At 61.8% G+C, this 17,367-nt stretch carries 14 protein-coding genes; all 14 read right to left on the bottom strand.

What is annotated here, in order from left to right; genetic code table 11:
* Positions 1-159: 159 nt before the first annotated feature.
* Genes N2599_RS27335 through tssC form a run of 14 tightly spaced genes read right to left on the bottom strand, consistent with a single transcriptional unit; the run spans position 160 to position 17,364 of the window.
* A complete protein-coding gene (locus tag N2599_RS27335; RefSeq protein WP_027509554.1) occupies positions 160-1,143 on the bottom strand; it encodes a DUF4150 domain-containing protein in 984 nt (327 codons plus the stop codon).
* The gene (locus N2599_RS27330) at positions 1,140-2,165 is read right to left on the bottom strand and encodes a beta-ketoacyl synthase N-terminal-like domain-containing protein (protein WP_027509555.1); all 1,026 of its coding nucleotides are present in this window, start codon (positions 2,163-2,165) and stop codon (positions 1,140-1,142) included. The genes N2599_RS27335 and N2599_RS27330 overlap by 4 nt, the downstream gene beginning before the upstream one ends.
* Positions 2,162-3,268 (bottom strand): DUF2169 family type VI secretion system accessory protein, encoded by a 1,107-nt coding sequence (locus N2599_RS27325; protein WP_027509556.1) that lies wholly within the window; start codon positions 3,266-3,268, stop codon positions 2,162-2,164. Before N2599_RS27325 ends, N2599_RS27330 begins: the two co-directional genes overlap by 4 nt.
* Entirely contained in the window at positions 3,268-3,813 is a 546-nt protein-coding gene (gene tagF, locus N2599_RS27320) for a type VI secretion system-associated protein TagF (protein ID WP_027509557.1), read from the bottom strand. Before tagF ends, N2599_RS27325 begins: the two co-directional genes overlap by 1 nt.
* Positions 3,795-7,325: a type VI secretion system membrane subunit TssM gene (tssM, locus tag N2599_RS27315; RefSeq protein ID WP_027509558.1), complete on the bottom strand. Its 3,531-nt coding sequence runs from the start codon at positions 7,323-7,325 to the stop codon at positions 3,795-3,797. Before tssM ends, tagF begins: the two co-directional genes overlap by 19 nt.
* A gap of 1 nt (position 7,326) precedes the next feature.
* A complete protein-coding gene (gene icmH / locus N2599_RS27310; protein ID WP_027509559.1) occupies positions 7,327-8,649 on the bottom strand; it encodes a type IVB secretion system protein IcmH/DotU in 1,323 nt (440 codons plus the stop codon).
* A 4-nt stretch (positions 8,650-8,653) separates the two neighbouring features.
* Positions 8,654-9,988, bottom strand: coding sequence for a type VI secretion system baseplate subunit TssK (tssK, locus tag N2599_RS27305; RefSeq protein ID WP_027509560.1), 1,335 nt, complete (start codon positions 9,986-9,988; stop codon positions 8,654-8,656).
* 16 nt (positions 9,989-10,004) lie between these two features.
* Positions 10,005-10,466 carry a type VI secretion system lipoprotein TssJ gene (gene tssJ, locus N2599_RS27300; RefSeq protein ID WP_027509561.1) on the bottom strand — a complete coding sequence of 154 codons (462 nt, stop codon included), beginning with the start codon at positions 10,464-10,466 and terminating at the stop codon, positions 10,005-10,007.
* Complete coding sequence (gene tagH / locus N2599_RS27295; protein WP_027509562.1) at positions 10,466-11,734, bottom strand: type VI secretion system-associated FHA domain protein TagH; 1,269 nt, start codon at positions 11,732-11,734, stop codon at positions 10,466-10,468. The genes tssJ and tagH overlap by 1 nt, the downstream gene beginning before the upstream one ends.
* Positions 11,731-12,792, bottom strand: coding sequence for a type VI secretion system baseplate subunit TssG (gene tssG / locus N2599_RS27290; protein ID WP_027509563.1), 1,062 nt, complete (start codon positions 12,790-12,792; stop codon positions 11,731-11,733). Before tssG ends, tagH begins: the two co-directional genes overlap by 4 nt.
* Complete coding sequence (gene tssF, locus N2599_RS27285; RefSeq protein ID WP_027509564.1) at positions 12,756-14,630, bottom strand: type VI secretion system baseplate subunit TssF; 1,875 nt, start codon at positions 14,628-14,630, stop codon at positions 12,756-12,758. The genes tssG and tssF overlap by 37 nt, the downstream gene beginning before the upstream one ends.
* Positions 14,631-14,632: 2 nt before the next feature.
* Positions 14,633-15,391 (bottom strand): type VI secretion system baseplate subunit TssE, encoded by a 759-nt coding sequence (gene tssE, locus N2599_RS27280; RefSeq protein WP_027509565.1) that lies wholly within the window; start codon positions 15,389-15,391, stop codon positions 14,633-14,635.
* Positions 15,378-15,827: an Hcp family type VI secretion system effector gene (locus tag N2599_RS27275; RefSeq protein ID WP_027509566.1), complete on the bottom strand. Its 450-nt coding sequence runs from the start codon at positions 15,825-15,827 to the stop codon at positions 15,378-15,380. Before N2599_RS27275 ends, tssE begins: the two co-directional genes overlap by 14 nt.
* Before the next feature lie 28 nt (positions 15,828-15,855).
* Positions 15,856-17,364: a type VI secretion system contractile sheath large subunit gene (gene tssC / locus N2599_RS27270; RefSeq protein ID WP_027509567.1), complete on the bottom strand. Its 1,509-nt coding sequence runs from the start codon at positions 17,362-17,364 to the stop codon at positions 15,856-15,858.
* Positions 17,365-17,367: the final 3 nt, after the last annotated feature.

Below are 17,367 nucleotides of genomic sequence, written 5' to 3'. Positions count from 1 at the left end.
CTTCCAACTCCTCTATTGAGATCTGCAGAACCCCAATAAGGCAAGGCGAAAGGCTCGAAGCGTGACTGTCCCTCGGTCATATCCATCTTATTCGATCTGTGGATCCGTTCTCTCAGTAGGCGCGGCCTCTTTCATGCCACCTCCTCAAAAGTCATTTGCTCAGCGGATTTTCAATGCGCGTACTTCGGCCTGGGTTATCTTATTGTCGCTACGACGGGTTTCGTTAATCTTGGTAGTCAGATGCCGGATAAATATGAGCTCCAGGCATTTCATGATCTGCTCCGCCTTCTCCTTCTGCGCTTTGGTGCCTGAACTGAGTCCCTTCGTCGGTCCGTGATTGTCGACGACGGCTTTGCAGCATTCCTTCAGCGCCTCATCTATGGTCGGGACCGTTCTGCGACTGGCCAGGAAGTTGCGAACCTGGGCCGTCTTGCCGTGATGAGGGGTTCCGACCTTCGGCCAGTTCGCCTTGTCTACGCCTTTCTTCCGCTTGCGAGCAACCATGCAGATGCATGGCGCCGACCCTTCGTCATAGTTCTTGAACCGCGCCACCGTGCCGGCGACACCGCCACGCATCGATTCTTTCTGCATGAACTGATTTTCCATGAAGTGCTCGGACTCCATGGTATCTTTTGGGCAGTCATTCTTGTCATGGCGGGTGATGCTGAGGCCGAACTTCTGGAGCAACTTGGCGCAGTTGTCGGGCGTCAGAACCATCTTCCCGATCTTTGGATATGGTCCCGTGTTCGAACCTGGCGAAGAATGATTGTTGGTTGAGAGGTCGGAGAACCGGCTCACCGGTTCTCCGTCCGCCTTTACATTGCCGGACCAGGCCCGCGCATATTCCTTTCCGGTGTTGGCCGAGGTGATAATCCCCTTCTTGGCAGCACAGCCCGCCTCGGTTCCACTCGTCCTCGTGTAGTAGGATTTGTTCTTTTGCGTGATCGTTTGGCCACCTATCTTGACGGTGCCGGTGCCATTGTCAGTGTCGGAGTCGAAGCCGAACGAAGGATAGGGAACGGGCACGCCGGGCGGCGTTGCTGGATTCTCGGGCGGCGTGAAACAGACATCAGGAAAGGCCGCTATGACCTTGTTGGACTGTGCCTTGCAGGCGATCTCGAGCCCGTTGGCGTAGACGGTCATTGCGTCATCCTGTCGCCGAGAAGCGCGGCACCGCAGGCACCTGCGTCATTCGCCGCCTCTATCAGCACTGGGGTGCCGGCCGCATAACCCTTGCGGGCGGCGGTCCACGCCATGCCGACCATCATGGGAACAGACGCAGCGCCGATGTTGCCGAGCGACTCCGCCGGTGACCAGAGGTCCTGGAACTCATGCCGCCCACGCAACAGACGCAGGCTGGCGAGAGCCGTTTGCTTGAACCAGTATTGTTCCCCGATGAGATCGGAGATGCGGTAGCCGAGCCGGTTCATCTCGATGCCGGCTTCACCCAGCGCGAGGCTATAGGCATTCATCATGCCATCGCCGCGCAACGGAAGGTCTTCCGCATTGTAGATTGAAGCTCGCTCCCGCGTCAGACCTAGCCCGTAGAGCCGCAGGCCGCTATTGCCCATTTGCGCGCAGAGCACCGCCGCCGCAGCCTCGCCGGGAATGAAGCCGTTGGGATTGTCGGGGGTCAGGATCCTCTTCTGGGAAACATAGTGGCCGACAGCCGGGGACGTCAGGTAGGTGTCGACCCCAGCGATCATCACATAGGGGGCTTCGCCGGATACAATCAGCCTGCGTGCCTGGTCGAGCGCTACGTGTCCTGAGGGCCGTCCGTACGCGACAATGCGCGAGCGGGCGTGCGGCTCAACCTCGACGATCTCGGCGATGCGCCGGAGCAGGTCGGCATCGTCGTGGACGGGCCGCCCCGGACGGTCGTGCTCTGCGAGGCACAGGATCAGCGCCGCCTGGCCGCGCGCATCGGGAACCGCCTCGAATGCCTCGCATATCGCGCCCGCGGCCAGATGCGCCAGCCGCTTCTTGCCGATCCAGTTGCGCGGCAGCGGCACCGGCGCGCCGATGATCCACTCTCCGCCCGATCCGACGAAGCGCGTTTCCTGGAAGCCGTCGAGCTTGGCGCGCATTGCCGCGCATGTAGAGGGCGCATCGAGACCGACGGCCGTCACCATGCCGATCGAGACGATGTCGATTGGCGTGTTCATGCCTCTTCTTCCTCGTCTTCCGGCAAAAGCGCGCCGTTTGCGCGCACAAAGGCGCGGCCCGTCGCGCGAGCCCTCTGCATGGATTCGGTTGGATGTCCGACCCAGCATTCGCTGAAGTCGAGGATCGTCCGGTGGATGCGCTGAGACACACGCCAGACCAGCGAAAAGCGCCGGTTCTCCGGATCAAACAAAACGGTATCGGGCGGTATCGCACTCTCGAAGGCTTTCTCACGGTCCTTGAACAGCGTCATCGGAAGGCTGGTGGTCGGCAGGCGAAAGCTCTCGCGTCCGGCAGGCGTAAGGTTGACCAGCACCACTTCTTCGCCGCCCTTCGGAGGATCGATCTGCTGGTCAGGCGGCGCCATCTGGAAATAACGGTCGTCGAAATCCGGCGGCAGGAACGGGAAGATATTGTCGATCCAGTTCTGGTCGTAAGTGCCGCCGAATTCGATCCTGCCCGGCCAGCCTCGGCCATAGGGTCCGAAGCTCATCGGCCGGTAGTCGCCGAAGGGCGAGCGGATCTCCTCGCCGACCGCCTGGGTGCGGGGAAGGGGGAGGCCGGGGATCAGATGCTGGTTTCGCGTGCGCGCCCAGCCGATGCCGACCGGGTTGAGCGGGTAGCTTGCGGGCAGCTTGTCGTCCGGGTCGAGGCGGTCGGTGCCTCCCCACGCCGTGTCGTAGGAGAAGGGTTGACGCAGGAACGGTTGCGGGGCAGTGGCGACGAAGAGCGGTCCGCGGGCGCGCCATTCGCGATGCCCGACCACATCGAAGATCTTTGACCAGTTGCCCATCTTGATTCCGACGCTGACACGGTCGACCGGACGCCCCCCGGGAGCATAGGCACAGCCGTTGGCGATGACGTCGCAACGCGGCTTTCGGAAGGCGAAGTCGGTTTCCCAGAGGGTGGCCGAAAACCCGGGCTCACCTGTATGCGTGTCGGCCATCACCAGCGGCACCTGCACGGATGATTTTCGCACGGAGCCACCCGGCGTTTCCGGAAAATCGAAGGTTCCTTTGACGACGACGACGATGTACTCGCGGCCCTCTTTGTCCATGCCCATCGTGAATTCGGTCGGAAAGCCGGTTTGGTTCCAGATCTGCATCAGCCGGCCTCCAGACCTTCTGGGAAGAGGTGGCGCAGCGCTGCTTCAGGTGCGCCGGGATCAACCTCGACTGCCTCGCACTCACCCATCCACAATGTCATGCGCCGGACTTGGGCGCCGCACGCCGCGATCGCGGGATAGGGCAGGGATCCAAGGCGGGCAGCCAGTCCGTCACTGTCCATCTCGCCGTCGCGCGCAGACTTTCCCGCAGCTTCCAGCGCATCGAGCCAGTCTGTGGCGAGGGTGGCGATTTCAGTTGTGGCGGTCGGCGGCACAGCCGCGATAGTCAACGGAAACCGCCGACCCGCGCGGTCGGCGCTTGCCATCACCACGCCGGTCATGGGTCCGAAGGCTTCCGGCCCGAGGATAAATCGCAACGCTAGATGAGCCGACACCGAACCTTCCGAAAATCGGTGAACCAGATGCCGGGTGATCCAGCGGTCCCATGGGCCAACGAAGGATGCCGTCAGACCGCGCGTGACGAAATCCCCCATCGCGGGCAGTTTTCCGAAGAAGCCTGGCAGGATCACAGTTGCGTCGGACACGAAAACCTCGCAAACATTTTCAGGTCGTAGGGATTGGCCACGCTCGCGGCCCGAAGCTCGAAATCGGCGTAGTGGCCCTGTGCGGCAAGCCGCAGCTTGTAGAGTTCCGGAAGTTCGGTCCCGCTCAGCCGGCCGGCACGCAGCATCCGCAGGAAAGCCCAGCTCCCGGTCTCGCTGACCATCACTTCCGGCGAGCCGTCGAGGGGCTGGAAGGCGAGGGTAATTACGCCCGTCCCATCCTTGCCCGGCCACGTCATTGGCTGCGGGCGAGTTGGGTTGTTGAAATAGGTGAGGCTCTGGCCGTCGACGTTCAGCGTCACGCGGCCGACGGTCGGCGAAAGGTCCTTGGGCTCGAGCGTAAAGGTCAGGATCGGTCCGGCACCACCTGGAAAGAGGCTGTCGCGGATCAGCCGGGCCTGTTCCAAGGCAGCTAAAGCTGACGAATCGAGCCGGATGTCCGCGCGCCATTTCCAGGGGTGACGCGTCATGTCGACGTAGTTGATCAGCTGATTGTTGATGAAGCTGTCAATCAGCCCGCCCGGACCAAAGACCCGCGCAAAGTCGACCACGTTGACATCGATTGCGCTGTCAGGGATGAACGGATAGCGGTTCGCCAGGGCCGCCTGACAGAAAGGCAGCACATCGGCGCGCCAGATGGCGTTAAGTTCAGAGGTGACCGCTTCCGTTGTAAGGCCGCTCGTGTCGCCGGCGATGCCGGCCAGCCAGTCGTCGAGCGGGTCGGGGAGGGATATGGCCTGTTTTGCCACCGCCCCTGTGAGTTCGGCCAGGCCGCCCTGTCTCTTTATTGCATCCTCGGCATCGGGACTTGCCGATACCGTCTGCAGCATGTTCGAGAGCGCAGTGAGCGCTGCAACGGCGTCATTGAGTGCTGGAGGTTGGCCGTCGACCTCGGCGATCGCGGCTTTGATGGGTTTGAAATGCTCGGCAACCAGCACGCCCGAGAGGTCCACTTCAGCCTTGGAGCCGGGGGCGGGCATCAGCTTCACGCCCTTTTTGGCAAGCTTGCCGATCTTGCCGAGTTTGGACAAAAGCTTGGAAGCTGCTGCCGGAGGGACTTTGCCCCCAGCGTCATCTTCGGAACGGGTAAGTTCGGTTTCCTGGACGACGGCGTTCAGCAGTCGCTTCATCGAGGAATCTGCGCTGGAGAGATCCTTGAGGTTTTCGCTCGCCGTCTGCAGGTCTACCAGCGGCGCGAGCCTTACGTCGCGCAGAAAGCTGTCCCACTTCGCGATATAATCGTCGTAGTAAAGCTTGAGGATGTCCTGGGAAAGCGCGGCGACCGACGGGCTGGCATTTTCCGAACACCCTCCGGCAAAGACGGAGCGATCGAGCGCAGCCTGAGTGGCGACGTCCTCCAGCCGTGCAAGAATTCCGTTGTGAAAGCCGTCATAGGTGAAGGCGCCGCTGATGCCCACTCTAAGGGTCTTGTCCGAGCGTCGAGCGAGAACCTTAAGGCCGTTTGGGCCGACGTGGTCCGCCGGGATCCAATCCTTAAGCGCTCTGACCTCCGGATCTGAGAGCAGTGCATTATAGGCACGCACCGGAAGCGGAATTGAGCAGATGCTCCGCAATGCTTCGCCCACCAGCGCCTCATCGGGCTGGATAAGGGCTTGGTCCGCCGCCATGTTGTCGATTGCAGCGAGTTGATGGTCGGCGGCCATCTCGGTCCGGAAGGGCGGCGCAGGCGCGAATTCAGGCAGCCGCTCAGTCCACCATTGCTTGGCGAATTCGGGGTCCATCGGCGACAATCCGGTCATCATGCGATACGTCTTCAAGGCGCCGAGAAGGAACTCCGGGTCACGGATCTGACGCCACATCGTCGCCTCGAGCAGCGCAACCATGCGTGGCTCCAATATGTTGCGAAGCGAGCGGTGATAGGCGTCCTCCTGCGCCTGTCTGATCTCGGTCGCCGCGGAAGGGCCGATCAACGCAGCAATCCCGCCTGGCGGCTCGGTCCGGGCATTCGATACTTCGGTTGCGGCCTCGAGCGCCACATCCAGGTCGAGCGGTTCCAGCGGCGCCTGACGTGCAGCGACCGGAGTGAGCGGAAGCTGCAGGGCCTCCAGCTGTTCGGCCTGTGCCGAAAGAGCGGCGCTGTTTTTCCGATAGGAAACCGTAAAGGCCAGGCCGGCGACGACAACCAATGCCGCGGCGGCCACTGCAGCGCCGCGCCATATCCAGATACGCCGTTCCTCTGCGGCAGGATCGAACGTGCCGAGACCCGCCTCCTTGAAGATCACTTTGGTGAGCAGGTCCTTCAGGAAGAAGCTGCGCTTCTCAACCCGCAGCATCGGCGCGGCGGGCTGTGCCGGAAGGCCGAAGGAGGACGCGAGGGCTGCCGTCAGCCGGTCGATTGCTGTGCCTTCCTGAGTGGCGGAGGTTAAATAGATACCACGCAACCAGGCACTCTCGGCATAGCGGCTTTCACCAAAAACGGTTTCGACCAGCACGCGAATAGGCTCGGAGAGGCTCGCAACCTGTGCCGGGAAACGAAATATCTCCGCGCGCGCGGTAAGGTTTTCTTCGCCTTCCAGACGGGGAACGAGGCGTCGTTCGAGCTCGCCGGCCAATGCTGCAAGTTCCCGCGTGACTTCGCTGCCGTCGATGCTCGCGCCGGGCGGGAAGGTTGCTCCCCAGACCTGCTCGCGATCGGCCGTCGACAGCCCTCCGAAGAACGTCTCGAACCCCTTTATGAGATCGGCCTTGGTCAGCATCAGGTAGACGGGCAGGCGGATCTCGAGCCGTTCCTGAAGTTCGGTTAGCCGTTTGCGGATCTGGCGGCCGTGCGCGCGAATGGCCGCGTCGCCTTCTAAAAGCGTGTCGATGGCGAGTGCCACGATGACGCCGTTCAAGGCCCGGCGGCCCCGGTGCTTTTTCAGAAGATCGAGGAAGCCCAACCATTCCGCTGCGTCGACGTCGGGTTGGCTTTCCTGTTGAACGTAGCGGCCGGCGGTGTCGATCAGCACCGCCTCTTCGGAAAAGAACCAGTCGCAGTTGCGCGTCCCGCCCACGCCATGCAAATCGTCGGAGAGGTCGATGGGGAAGCTAAGTCCAGATTGCCGCAGTGCCGTTGTCTTGCCGGTCGCAGGCGGGCCGATGATCACGTACCAAGGCATCTCCCGGAGAAACTTTCGGCCGCCGATTTTGTGGCGTTTCAACTCCGACATCACTTCCCGGAACTTTGCGCCCACGGAGGCGACGCCTTCCTCAGCCGGGCTCGGGGGCGCTTCCGGTGGCGGGGCGATTTCGGAAACGAAAAGGCGATTGGCGCGGATTGCCCGGCGTTGTACAGCGATCCACCAGATGAGAAACAGAACGAAGAGAAGGCCTATGATGACCAATCGCACCGTCTCGGACGCTAATGGCGCGCTCTCTCCGACACTGACGATCGGGCCGAAGATCCAGACGATCAGGGACAGCAACACGAGCCCGATGAAGGTCCAGAGCCAGCGCGAGGTTAGGATAGCCCAGAGGAAACGGAAGATCGCCATCTCAAAGCCCCTTCTCGATCAGGAGCTCGATGCGGCGGTTGGCAGCCCGGCCTTCGCGAGTGTCGTTTCTGGCAAGGGGCTGCGTTGCCGCACGTCCTTCCGATTTCAAGCGCTCAGGCGGCAAGCCGCTTGCACGCAGTAAAGCGGCAATCGTTGCGGCGCGCGCCTCGGAGAGGCGTTGGTTGTTGGATAGAGGATTAGAGGTCTGGAGCGGAACATTGTCAGTATGTCCGATGATCGTGACACTTCTGATCAGTTCGGCATTCTCCTTGATAACAGCTGCGACGGAGGCGACCAGCGGCTCGAAGCTTTTCGTCAATTCGGGCCGGGCAGACTGGAAAAGCTCCGGAGTGCTCGACTGAAGCAGGAGTGTGACCCGAGAGGCGTTTTCATTGCCCTTCAAGGCCGGCAGAAGCGCAGCAGGTGCGGCGGCACGGAATTCCGGCAGCAGCTCAAGGACGACAGGTTCGACCGGGGGCGCATCCGGTGCCGGCGCACGTTTTTCCGGCCGATAGATCTCGGCACGCTCCGGCGGCGGTAGCGCCCGAACGAGCGTGGCAAGTTCTTCTGCCCTGGCGCTTAGCCGCATCGACAGAAGCACGTAAATCGCCGTCGCGAGGGCCACAGCCACGACTGCAAGCACCCAGATCGGAACTGCAAAGCGGGAAGGCTCGTCGGCTGCCGCGACACCCTCCCACCTGGGCGAGAGCGGCGCGCCTTCGGCATCTGCGTCCCGCAGGAAGCGAGCCGCTGCAGCGCGAACGGCGCTGATGGAGCGATCGCCCGCACGTCCTGGCACCCGATACTTGCCGCGGAAACCAAGCGCCAGACAGAAGTATTGCAACTCCAGCAGTTCACGATCGCGGCCAGGATAGCGCTCCAGCTCCTCCAGCCTGGCGAAGAACTGTGCTCCGGCGTCCACATCGCCGCGGAGCATGACGACCAACGGCTGGCGGGGCCAGGCGCTGGAGCCGCCCCAAGGCGTGTTGAGCGCCAGATCGTCGAGCAGGGAGGCGACAGCCCACGCGGCCGCATCTGCCTGTGCCAGGCTCGCGCCGGCGGCCACGGCCGCATCGCGCGCCGAAACGAGCTCCTCCATCAGTCTCGTCCGCAGCGCTTCAGGATTGCCAGGTGGCAATGCATTCTCGAGTTCCGGCGCAAATTCAAGCAAGGTGGCGAAAGCGTTGATCAGCGTGTTGGGGTGGGATCGCGCGCGTCTCGCCAATGCGCCGGTGGGAATGACAGGGGGCATTGCCCCCGCCGGCGGGCGGATGCGCGTGCGGCCCTGATCTTCCGAAAGGCCGAATGGATCCTCACTTGTCATGGTGCTACCTGTTTACCGAATAGCAGTCGACCTGTGGTTCGCTGGGCAAAACGCCGGAAACTCCGATCACGAAACCGGGTGAGCGCAGAAGCGATTCCCAATGCTCGCTGCGTTGATCGAGCTCAAGGCAGAGACGGTCCCCGTCGTAGGGGATCTCGCGAGGCTGCGAGTGAAGGGGCTTTAGGCGGATGCCGGGCAGTCGAGACTTCCACAGCGCCTCGAATTCGTCTGCAGCACCGACCGTCACCTGATTGACGAAGATCTGGCGCAATGCCTCGTCGGACATGTCGCACCCGACGCGCACAACGATGCGGCTTGCCGTTAGCAGTTCGGGATTGTCGACGCGGACCTTCCAGACATTGGTCGCGTGCTTCAGAACCGGCAGCGCCCGCGACTTCGGCTCAACATAGCGCAGGCTCAAGATCAGCGAGCGCAATGTGTCGGCGAGTGCGGCAAAGGCCGGTCCCGGCGCCATATGCTCATAGGTGGGAAGTTCGCTCAGCCGCCGTGAGCCCGATCCGTAGGTTGCCATTCGCCCAGCCAGTCCACTGAGCTCCAGAAAGAGCTCGGCCGGATGAAAAACCTCCTGAGGAAGCATGTGGGCCAGTCGCGGGCGCGCGCTGTTGGCAAGATCGAGCACCAGCAGATTTTCCACGCTGCGGCCGGGGCCGCCAAGCACCATCTTGCCATGCGCTTCGGCTATGCGGTCGAGCCCCGTGATTACCTCCTGCAGGAGCTGGCCGTAGAAGGGCACCGCACCGGTTGCGAGCGCCGGCGGCAGGAAATTTTCGGACAACGCCACACTGCCATCGGAAAGCAGGCCGGTAACGTTCGTCACCGGCATTGCCGTGTAGCCACCGGTCGCCTGCGCCGGAGAAAGGAGGAGGGCTTGCGGCCGGGCGATCTCGATCTCTTCGGGATCAGCGCCCCCGTGGACGGCATCGCGTATCCATTCGATCCGTCCTCTAAACCGCGCTCCGGTTGGTTCGCGGTGAGCCGGGTCGAAGCTGGCGCCGCCGGGTGGCTCCAAGGGCAGGGCGAGTTGCACCGCTCCCGCGCCCATGTCCCCCGTGATTGTCAATGGTGTGGGGGCGTCCATCGTTTCGGGTATGGCAAACGGGGTGCCGTCCGGAAAAATGCCACGCGCCGACGTTACCGCCACCCGCCCGGCTTCCAGCTGTGCGGCATCGAGCGTGAGGGACCTGAAACCGAAGGTCTGCAGCCGTCCAGCCTGCAGCGCGCCCCGCACCAAGGCTTCGGTGTAACGGTCCTGCTGCTGGAAATGCTGCGTCCGGAGGAAGAGCCCCTCGGACCAAAGCACCTTGTTGATATCCGTCATGCTGAACGCCCTCCATTCAGGCGAGCGCGAGCGCCATACCGCCGCGGCTGAGTACGACATTCGCCGTCACCGTCGATTCCGACCTGATCGGGACGCTCCTTCGCCAAGTGCGACCGCCTGGTTCCCGGAACAGTGCAACAAGTCCGAGGAATGTGGCTTCTGGCGGGAACGCGACCGTCTTTGAGGCGCTTGCACCCGGGGCGACCGTCATTTGCTCGGAACCGACGAGGTCTGCTCCGAGCGCACCGGCCGGATCGGATTGAAGGGCGAAAATATCGGCAGAGTTGAATTTGCCGACATCCTTCAGCCGAAGAACAAGGAGAGTCACCGGACGTTCCCCTCCACCAGCGGCAGCATTCATCCCCGCTTGTCCCGTCGCCGTGACCGTTACGGTCGACGATTTTGGCGGGCCGCCCATGCAGGCGGAAAGCGCGCCTGTCGCGCCGATCACCATCAGAAAGTCGCGTCGGTTAAGCATCAGTCGTTCTCCCTCTCTTCATAGCCGTCCCGAAAGTCGCTGCCGATCTCGCCCAGGAAGCGCGTCGACGCACTCTTGGCGATCTCGCGATAGCGTTTCTCATAAAGCTCCCAGAGCTTTGCCCGCCGGCCACCCGCAAGCAGGGCATCCAACGCCGAATGCGATTTCAGTTCGCTTTCCAGGGTCGCCGGGTCGAAGCGGTCAATCATCCTGGCGAGCGCTGCCTGGACACCGCGCCATGTTCTTACATGGTGGTGTGCGAGATCGCGGATGGAACTGCCGATGGCGGCCTCAGGAGGAAGAAAACCGGCCTGCCGCTGAGCCAGGAAGGTCGCGATCACATCGTCCACCGTGGGCAGGAATTTAAGAGGGTTTACCTCGGATGCTCCAACGACAGTCTGGGCGATCCTCGCTTCGCCTTTTTCTTCGGTGCGCTTGCGCAGGAGATGCATCAGCCCTTCCAGCATCATCCGGTATTCCCGGCCGAAACTCTCCATCTGGGCGACCGGATCGGATGTCGTGAACTCATCGGCTCCGAGCCCCAGTCCCCGCAGGAAGGCGTCGCGCAAGGCGGTTTCGGTCTGTGCCGTCCCTTCCTGCATCGGCCTCGCTTGTGGTTCCGGGGCAGGACGCGGTTCGGCTGGGGGCTCTGTGACAGGCTGCTCGGGCGGCGTGGTACTGGGTAAAGAAAAATCCCAAGCCTCTTTGTCCTGACCCGATGCTGGCAGCGGATCAAGGCTGAAGGGATCGTCGAACGTGGGCGTCCCTTTTGCTGTCTCGCTCCTGCTTGCCGCGGCGAATGCCCCTGCGGCTGGTTGTTCGAATGGGTCTGGCAATCCCGCCGGCCGCGGGGTGGGCGCTGCCGGCTCTCTGCGCTCGGAGAAGAAGCCGTCACGCTCGAAGCCGACCGGCGGTAGGGAAGCCGGCTGTTCAGATACCCGGTCCGTCGGCGTTGCCTGGAAGTCAACGCGGACGACATAATTGCCGAGTTGCAGCCGCGCTCCGTCATGCAGCGGGGCGGAGTTCCCAAGCCCAAGCGGCGTGCGCGACCCATCGATGAAAAGCCCGCCGGTGGAGGTGTCCGTCACCACATACTGGCCGCGAACGCAGCCGATCGTGCAATGAGCGCGTGAGATATACATGTCGGGATCGTCGATCCGCCAGTCGGCGTCTGCGCTGCGACCGATGACGAGCTCTCCCTCGACGAGCCGCATCTGGCGAACGGCTTGGGGTCGGGGCGCGTGCTCGAGAGTAAGGATCAGGCTCATGCCGCAGCCTCCGGCATTTCCGGCCGCCAGCCAATGATGGTGCGTATGCACAGATCATCTGCATCACTGCGATCTTTCGGTCGAGCGAGCCAAGCGATGTGTCCGATCCGTGCTGTTCCCATTTTGGCCGCGGGAACTTCGTCTCGCCTGAGCACGAGCCTTACGTCGACATCAAGCCCGTGTCCCACGAGATCGCGGATCGCGGTTTGCAGGGTTTCGCGTCGTTCGCAGCCGGGCAGGAAAGCCACGTACTCGGCAAGCGTCAACGGGCCGATCGAAAGCTCTATTCTTTGCTGTCGCTGGAACGTCCTCGGTCCGATCGTGGCGCTTCGTCCGAGTTGCACGTGCGCGTCGCCAAGCCGGGACTGAAGCCCGTTCGGTATAGGCATCCAGGTGCCGACAAATTCGCGAAGTCGAACCGGCACCTTTAGGAGGTCGGCAAGAAACAGGGTGAGCCTCTCCGGCCCGTCTACCTGATGGGCGAGCGACGGCGCGTGAGAGAGCTTCGTGGCATCGATAGCCGCGCACTCACCATGCCCCCTCCCACACAAGCCAAGGCCCGCCAGGGCCGCCGACATTGCTCGAATACGGCCGCCGTCGTGGCGCCTGACCTGCACCGCCGGATGAGCGTCGGCCCAGGCCCGGTAAAAGAGCGCGATCATGCGATGCTGAAGAATATTCACGAAATCGACGAAGGTCGTATCGCTGACCTCCCGCATGTCCGCCCTGGCAAACCAGCGCTGCGACAGCCGATCCAGCACCCAACGCGTTAGATAGAGGGGCATTGGACCCTCTGGCCCAAGCAATCCGAGGTTCGAGACCGTGACGCGAGCCGGCGTGGTTTCGGTGGCCGGCTCAACCTTCGCGACATCTTGCACGGCAAAACCAAGCCGCACATGCTGTCCAAGTCGCGCCGGCTCCCGGTCCGGCCGGCCGGCCTGCCCGAAAAGCCGTCCGTCGTCTTCGAGGCGCCGCAGGAGCTCGAAAAAGTCGAACGCCTCAAGGGATGGAGCCGCGTCCTTCAGATCAGGAAGCGATTGCCCGGCGCTATAGGCCATAGCACATCCTCCTGCTTTTGTATGATCCGCGTGCGGGTTCGCACGAATGCGTTGATTGCCGCATAGCGAGCAAAAAGCCTTGCCAGCAGCGCCGAGAGCAACAACGTGCTGTGCCCGGCAAGCACGGATTGGTCGATATGAAGCGTAACCTCGGTGCCTCGCGCGAAACACATTGGCCCGGCAATTGCCAAGCGCTCGATCAAGGGTCGAGCCTCGACGCGGGCGACGGCGCGCACATGCCGGCTTAGGCTTGGATCCCCGCGGTTCGCGTAAAGCTCAAGTAGAGCGTGAAGCGGATCCACCCCGCGGCCCTCCTCCGCCAGGCTGAGGAAATTCAGCGAGAGTTGCGCGATGAGCCGCCAGGCGAGTTCATCGGCTCTGGAGCCTTCCACTGCTCCGGCCGGAAGCGTCGCTGGAATCGAGGGCCACGGCGGCCGCACGGCGCCAAGGAGCTGGATAGTCTCGACGGGATCGCCGCTCTCGAGCGTGAGGGACGGCGTGTCGTCCAATATCGGTAGATCGCGATTCGTGCAGAGCGCCGTCACCTCGATCCGCTTCGGTGGCCGGTCAGCTTTCGACTGAGCCGGGCGCGAAAGCGTGATGAAGACATCGTCACCTGGATAGGAGGTCCGCGTTTGCCCCTGGCGAAGCTCGTCTTCGCTCGGGCGCCGCGGGCGGCGTTCGGTAAAATAGACCCAGCCGTTTCCACGATTCTGGCCTAGGCTGAACAGAGCCGGCACCTCGGCGTCGGGGCGCTCGGCATCGGCATCTTCGACGCGGATTGCGCGATAGATCTCAAAATCTCGTGGACGGGTGCGATCGGCGTGAAGCACTTGCCGAGTGCGCCGCACATCGAGTTCGATGACGTTGCAGCCGCGCTCGAACAGATTGATGATTGGCGTTGCGAAGAGTTCGAAATCTTTCGCTGCGATATTCGCAAGCTCGGGGATGGGACGCCGCAACAGAAAGAGCAGTTCCAGACCAGCCGCGCAACGCCGAACGACCGGCTGCAGCCCTTTGACGCGCACATAGTGAAATCTTTCCGGCGCAATGAAGTATTCCCGTAAAAGCCTGTAGCCTTCGAATGTTTCGCGCGTGCGCGGCATAAGCGCTTCGTCGTCCGAGATCCCGATCATCTCCGGCTCCGGAAGTGCGCTCAGGGCGTTATCGCGTCCTTCCGGGCGGGCGCCGGTCGCAGCGCAAGCGCCAAAGAGCGTATCAAAGAGCAGCGACGCCTTGCTCTTGTCGCCAAAATACAGATCCAGGCGGTCGAGCGACAAGTCGCTGAGCTTGCCTTTGCCAGTTCGATTGAAGGTGATGCTCAATGCCGCCGAACCGCTTAACCCGTCAACCGGAGCAATCCCCGCTGCTGCGAGTGCACTTCGATCCTGGATGTAGGTGACCGAGGTGATCGCGAGCGGCCAAAGCATCACATCCTGCGCCGTGGTATAGATACACCGGGTGGAAATGCCCGGACGGACGCTCGAAACCAGCCGGGTCCCGCGCTTCACAAGGTGTCCTGCGAGCATCGTTTGAACCTGCTGGCCCGGCTTCAGCAAAGCCATGGCGGTTGCGGGCGTCGGCGAAACGAGATCCGGATAGAAATTTTCAAGCACGCTTCGTGCGAAACGGGAGCTTTCTGCATCCACCTTCTGTCGGGTGCGCGCGGCGAGATAAGCCACTCCATCCAGCAGGCGTTCGACGAAGGGGTCGGGACACGGGACTGTATCAAGAGAAAGGTTGCGTGCGATCGAGGGATGCATATCTGCAAACTCGGCGGCAAGCGCACGGATGTGGGTGAGTTCTTCCTCGTAATACTCCAGGAAGACCCGGTCCATGGTCAGGTGTCCTTCAGTTCAGTCCGCGCCGAACCGTCGTCGAGGTTGAGTATCGTGCGCAGGAGCAGCCGTTCCGGCGCCGGCGAGGTAAGCAGCAGTGCGTCGATGTCAATCCTGAGGCCGGTTGCCCTGTCGCCGAGGCTGACGGTAACTTTCGTCGCGCTTTCCTTCAGCCGAGGTTCAAACGCGGCGAGCACGCTTCGGATTTCCTTCGACAGTTCATCCCGGTCGAAGTCACGGGAGGAACGGCCGGAGAAGGGGGGAACGCCATAATTGATCACGCTGCGGCGAACTTCCGGGAAATCCTCAAGCGACGGAGGGTTGTCGCCAGCCTGATCTGCCTCGAAGTCCGTCAGGAGCGGCGTGGATTCGAAGCGTTGGGCATTAAAAAGCGCCTCGATGTCGCGCCGCACTGCCTCGCGCAGCACATCGGTCGAGACGACGACGCCGCGACTTTCCAGTTCTGCCTGGCGTCGCTCGAGAGAGAACAGACGGTGTATGCTCTTCTTCTGCTCGGCGCTGATATCGGCAGCGGCCTCCATTTGGTGAAGACCTGCGGCAACCAGCCCGTTCAGACGTTCGGGGTCTATTTCTTTCTGGATCGCCTGCCGAAGTTGGTTGATTTCCGAGTTGAGCCCCGGCAGGTCGTTCACCAGGCGATCCCACAAGGACGGCTGGATCGCTTCTCGAGTCGCCCGCAGGTGCCCGCCGGGTCTCACCTTCCTTCCAAATCCTTTTTGCCAGCTGTCACTTGCCGACATAGACATCCATCTCGACCTCGTCCTTGTCGTCGTAATTGAAAGTGATGTTCTTGTAAGCGAAGCCGACGCGCTCTTCGATCACATCTGGCTCTTCCTCACTCGGCTTCATGGTGTAGTTGGTCACCGAAGCGTCCTTCAACGTGATGACCAGGTAGTCGCTCGTTTCGCCCTCTATCGTTCTGCGCGCTGAAAACTTGACCTCGTCCAGAAGCTTGTTTTCGAACAGAGCCTTCTTCAGATAGGGCGAGGCCTTGTCGTAGTGCTTGATGAAATTGAGCATGCCCATGCTGACGCGGCCTCTCCGCGATAGCGAATTCGGATCGAAAGGAGCCTGCATTTCAAACTCCACTCCGTGCACCTCGATTTCGTCTACGTGGCCGTCGCGAACGCTCGGCCCCGTGATGTCAGGTACCTTGAGAAAACCGTCGATTTTCATGAATAACCTCCCATCGGCTAAATGTTGTTCAAGACTTCATAGACGGCAGCTCCGAAACGAGCCGGAGCGAAGCATTGATGCCTTCCAGCTGGTAGTGGGGCCGCAGATAAAACCGAGCATTGTACCAGCCGGGGCGACCTTCCACGCTGTCAACCTGGACCTCGGCGGCTGCAAGGGGACGTTTTGCGCGGGCTTTTTCGTCGGCGAAGGCAGGGTTGGCGAGAACGTAGCGGTTGATCCACTCCGTCAGCCAAATCTGCATGTCGGCACGTTCCTTGAATGAACCGATCTTATCCCGGGCGATCGCTTTCAGGTAATGGGCGAAACGGGAAACCGGGAAAAGGTAGGGCAGATTTGCGCTCAGTCTCTCATTGGCCTGAGCATCCGGGTCGACCAGACGGCCGGCTCGCGCCTCGTCGTCTTGCAACGAATGGGCGCCGATGAAGGCGGCAATATCAGTGTTCTTGCGATGGAGGATCGGCATCAGCCCGAGCTTGGCGAGCTCGGCCTCGCGCCGATCGTCAATGGCGACCTCGGTTGGGCATTTCATCGCCACTGTCCCGTCGTCGGTCGGGAAGTTGTGGACAGGGAGATTGATCACTGCACCACCGTTCTCGACCCCGCGGATTTGCGTGCCCCAGCCGAACAGCTTGTGGCTGCGGTTGATGTTGACCCCCATCGGGAAGGCCGCGTTCATCCAGACATATCGGTGATGGTCGCCCTGGACCTCTTCCTCGAAGGCGAAGCCCTTCACAGGAACGGTGTCTGCGCCATAAGGCAGCCTCGCCAGTACGCGTGGCATTGTCAACCCTATGTAACGGGCGTCCTCACTCTCGCGCAGTGACTGCCATGAGGCATAGGCCGGCGACGACACGATCTGTTGCAGGTCTTGCGGGTTCGGCAGTTCCTGCCAGCTTTCCATGCGGAACAGACGGGGGGCGGCGGCTGCGATGAAGGGGGTGTGCGCCGAGGCGCAGATGCCGGACATGTTGCGGAGGAGACCGGCATCCTTCGGGTGATTTGAGAATTCGTAGGCGCCGATCAGGCAGCCAAAGGGGTTACCGCCGAGCATCGAGTATTCGTCGGTGTAGACTTTCTTGAATATGGGGCTTTGGTCCCACATCTGACCCTCGTAATCCTCAAGGGTATCAGCCAACTCCTCCTTCGAAATGTTCATGACGCGGATCTTCAACTTTTGATCCGTCTCGGTATTGTTTACGAGGTACCACAGTCCGCGCCATGTCCCCTCCATCTGAAGCACTTCAGGCGCATGGAGAATTTCGTTGGTCTGCTCGGTCAGCAGCTTGTCAATGCCGGCAATCAAGGACTTGATCGATTTGATCGCGTTGGAAGAGATGACGGTCGATTCTGTACGGCCGCGCGCAGCAAGCGCCAGATTTCTGACCAAGGTTTGAAGCTTGTCGCTGTCATCTTTTTTGACCTTGAAGTCCTTTTCCAGAAGTTCGCTGAATTCCTGAAGGTCGACTTCTTTGGCTTCCGTGACACCAACCGCAGCGGTTCTTTCCTGTTCGGCCATGGC

Source organism: Rhizobium sullae (assembly GCF_025200715.1).
In the GTDB taxonomy this organism is placed as follows: Bacteria; Pseudomonadota; Alphaproteobacteria; order Rhizobiales; family Rhizobiaceae; genus Rhizobium; species Rhizobium sullae.
Note: the sequence above shows the minus strand (reverse complement) of the source record. Positions and strands in the feature narration are given on the sequence as shown.